Annotated in this window: 6 protein-coding genes; all 6 read left to right on the forward strand. The window is 33.9% G+C overall.

Going from position 1 to position 3,353, the window contains the following annotated elements; translation table 11 throughout:
• The first annotated feature begins 151 nt into the window (after positions 1 to 151).
• The 6 genes from ACKVOD_RS10050 (at position 152) to ACKVOD_RS10075 (ending at position 3,203) form a co-directional block, all read left to right on the forward strand.
• The gene (locus ACKVOD_RS10050; protein ID WP_409209339.1) at positions 152 to 577 is read left to right on the forward strand and encodes a hypothetical protein; all 426 of its coding nucleotides are present in this window, start codon (positions 152 to 154) and stop codon (positions 575 to 577) included.
• Between the two features lie 157 nt (positions 578 to 734).
• Positions 735 to 1,457: a DoxX family protein gene (locus ACKVOD_RS10055; protein WP_409209340.1), complete on the forward strand. Its 723-nt coding sequence runs from the start codon at positions 735 to 737 to the stop codon at positions 1,455 to 1,457.
• Between the two features lie 49 nt (positions 1,458 to 1,506).
• Positions 1,507 to 1,689 (forward strand): KOW motif-containing protein, encoded by a 183-nt coding sequence (locus tag ACKVOD_RS10060; RefSeq protein ID WP_409209341.1) that lies wholly within the window; start codon positions 1,507 to 1,509, stop codon positions 1,687 to 1,689.
• A gap of 218 nt (positions 1,690 to 1,907) precedes the next feature.
• Complete coding sequence (locus ACKVOD_RS10065; protein ID WP_409209342.1) at positions 1,908 to 2,369, forward strand: DUF1801 domain-containing protein; 462 nt, start codon at positions 1,908 to 1,910, stop codon at positions 2,367 to 2,369.
• Positions 2,366 to 2,893: a VOC family protein gene (locus tag ACKVOD_RS10070; protein ID WP_409209343.1), complete on the forward strand. Its 528-nt coding sequence runs from the start codon at positions 2,366 to 2,368 to the stop codon at positions 2,891 to 2,893. The genes ACKVOD_RS10065 and ACKVOD_RS10070 overlap by 4 nt, the downstream gene beginning before the upstream one ends.
• A 22-nt stretch (positions 2,894 to 2,915) precedes the next feature.
• On the forward strand, positions 2,916 to 3,203 hold the full coding sequence (locus ACKVOD_RS10075) for a DUF6958 family protein (RefSeq protein WP_409209344.1): 288 nt from the start codon (positions 2,916 to 2,918) through the stop codon (positions 3,201 to 3,203).
• Positions 3,204 to 3,353 lie beyond the last annotated feature (150 nt).

Below are 3,353 nucleotides of genomic sequence, written 5' to 3' on the forward strand. Positions count from 1 at the left end.
ATAACACGGGTTTGGCAAAAGTGGCGGTTCAGTGCTCCGCAGACACATTTGTGGTTAATCAAAGTTTGGTTCTCCGCATCAACATTTGTGGTGAAAATCGCCACCTTCGCCAAGCCCGAAAACGTTAGTAGTAATTTAAAATAAAAACATAATGAAGAAAGCAATTTTTATTCTTGTAACATTGGTATTATCAAGTTGTAGCATTACACTTGACTTGTATCCTGCCAAAGGGCCCCTATCTAATCATGTACCTATTAAAGTAATTAAAGCGAAAGCCACCAATGTCACCAGTAATAGTGGAAGATGTTTTTTAACTCTACCAGATGGAGAATACTGTGAAGGGAGATGGTCTTCTACTGCAGGTGTAAAAGGATCAACGAACAATTATAGTTTATTATTGACTTATGGGCAAGAATTAGGTCTAGCACCAAGGGGGAATGAAAACAGGGGATATGCTATGTTACTAGGCACAAAAGGGACATCAATTGAAATTGAATTTCTGACAGGTGCGGGAACAGCTCATGGGTTTGGTGTAGCAAAAGATACTCCTGGAAATTTATTTAGAGTTTTATTCTAAAAACTACTACTAACAGCGGCTAAGCAAGATTTTTCTGCCGCAGGCGCAACACAGAAAAACCTCACCTAGCCGCAAACCGTTAGCGGTCATTGTAACGAACGACACAGCAACCATCAAACTGACGAGAAAAAAAAGGCAAATAAAGCAAACATCAAATATGTCATTGAACACTTTAACCAAATTCGAAACATTCTATTTAAACATAAAGGCGAATAGATGGTATTGGTTATTTTCAATCTTTTGCCGTTTAACATTAGCATTTGCATTCATCATTGCAGGAATGATAAAAATTCTTGGTGAAAGATTTGCTAGCGGTTTATCAATCAATCACCCAATGGGTGCTTATCTTGAAGCTTTACATCAAACTGGTTATTATTACACATTCATTGGAATAGCCCAAGTAGTTGCTGCAATTTTATTGATAATACCAAGAACTGTAACTCTTGGTGCATTACTATATTTTCCAATTATTATAAATATCTGGTTACTCTCCTTTTCTTTGCGTTTTGAAGGCTCTTTTTTAACATCTCCATTAATGGTTCTTGCAAATTTATATTTACTCGTTTGGAATTATGACAGGCTAAAATATATTTTGCCGTTCAATTCATTTTCAAGCTATGGTATATTAGAGAAACCAACGAAGTATAATAACAAATTTCCATTTATTTTTTTCACAGGCGTAATTATAACAGTCGGACTTACAGTTTTATTAGCTCAGTTCGGATATGATGCTATGCCAAGAAATTCATTATCAGATTGTAAAAAGCAATTTAAAAACACTAAAAATGAAGTTGCTGGATATAAATTTTGTGAATGCATTCATAATAATGGAAAACCATTAGATGAATGCTTGGAGGAGTTTGAAAAATCGAAAAAATGAGTGTAAAAAAAAATGCTTGGACAAATATCAATTATAAATCAGCAATAAATTGACAATAGAAAAATTAAAAAATGGCGACCAATGTATTGTCGTTGGCGGAACACATAAAGGGAAATCAGGCATCGTGCAAGACCTGAAAACGAGCAAAACTGGACAAATAACAATTACAGTTTTGCAAAAGAACGGAGTTCGTTTTAAGACACTTGGTAAGAATGTAGTAGTTGAGCAATGACAACACATAAACAACGAACCGCTAACAGCCGTTTCAAGAAATGGCGAAAAATGTGCAAAATTCACATTGTTCTTTCGCAAGAATTTTTATCTTAGTGGAAAATATGTCGTTACGAAGTTCGCCACTTCTTGAAGCGGCGGAACGTTAGCGGTCATTGTAAAAGACGACAGTGCAACAATAGAACGACACGACAGAAATACAACAGAAGTTATTAAAATATGAAGGCAAACGGTAAAACAGTAAAGGAAATTCTGACAAACCTGCCAATTGACAGGGCAGGACCTTTTAACAAACTACACGATGTTATTTTGAAAAACCTGCCTAAAGGTTTTGAAGCAGCTATTAGTTATGGTGGATTGGGATATGTTGTTCCACATACAATTTATCCAGCAGGTTATCATTGCAAACCAAGTGAACCTCTGCCGTTTGCAGGAATCGCTTCGCAAAAACACTCCATTAATTTTTACCATATGGGTATTTATTCTGACCCAAAATTATTGGAATGGTTTGTAACAGAGTATCCCAAGCACAGCCAGCAAAAATTGGATATGGAGAAGAGTTGTGTTCGTTTTAAGAAGTTAGATGAAATTCCTTATAAATTCATTGGTGAATTAATGAAAAAAATGAGTGTCAAGGAATGGATAAATATTTATGAAACTAACCTAAAAAATAGACAATGAAAAAAATAACTTTAATAATTATTGCATTATCAATATCATTCTGTTTTGGTTTTGCATTTAAGACAATCATAACAAAACAATCTATTGACCAGACAAAAATGAAAAAAGTAACAGGCATTGGTGGAATCTTTTTTAAATGTAGAGACCCCAAACAAATGAGAGAATGGTATGAAACCAATCTTGGTTTAAATACAAATGAGTATGGGGCAGTTTTTGAATGGAGACAAGGTGCGGATAGCACCAAAAAAGGATTTTCTCAATGGAGTCCATTTTCTGAAAAAACCAAATATTTTGAGCCTTCAACCAAGAACTTTATGATTAATTATAGAGTTGAAAACATAGAAACACTTATCGAAGAACTGAAGAAAAACGGAGTAACAGTTGTTGACACAATTGAAACAGTAGAATATGGTAAATTTGTTCACATAATGGACATAGAAGGCAACAAAATAGAATTATGGGAGCCAAACGATATAGAATTTGAAAAACTAGGTGAGCAGATAGGCGCTAAGACTACAAAATAATTTACTTCTAAAATAAATTGCAATGGACCATAAAATACAACTCAAACATCCAACAGGCAAGAAAGCTATAAGTATGGATAAAGAAAAGTATGGTGTTATAGAAAAATCACTTTTGATTTGTCTAAAAGGAAAAGCTGAAGTAACTCATAAAGAAATTTTAAACACAATAACCGAAGATTTTAAAAAGAACAAAATAAAATTTGATGGTTCTATTGGATGGCATATGGAATGGGTGAAACTTGACTTAGAAGCTAGAAAGAAAATTACTCGAATTGCAGACACGACACCAATTAAATTTAAACTTACTTGACAAAACAACGAACCGCTAACACGGGTAGCTGTTGCACAACCATCACTTTTTAAATAAATTCTCAAAAACTATAAAAAAACAACCTTGTTTAGCACCTTCTAAGCGAGGTTTGTTTTTTTGTTGTAACTCAAAATTGTAAATTTTTGATAG

The sequence above is a fragment of the Flavobacterium sp. genome, assembly GCF_046155325.1.
In the GTDB taxonomy this organism is placed as follows: domain Bacteria; phylum Bacteroidota; class Bacteroidia; order Flavobacteriales; family Flavobacteriaceae; genus Flavobacterium.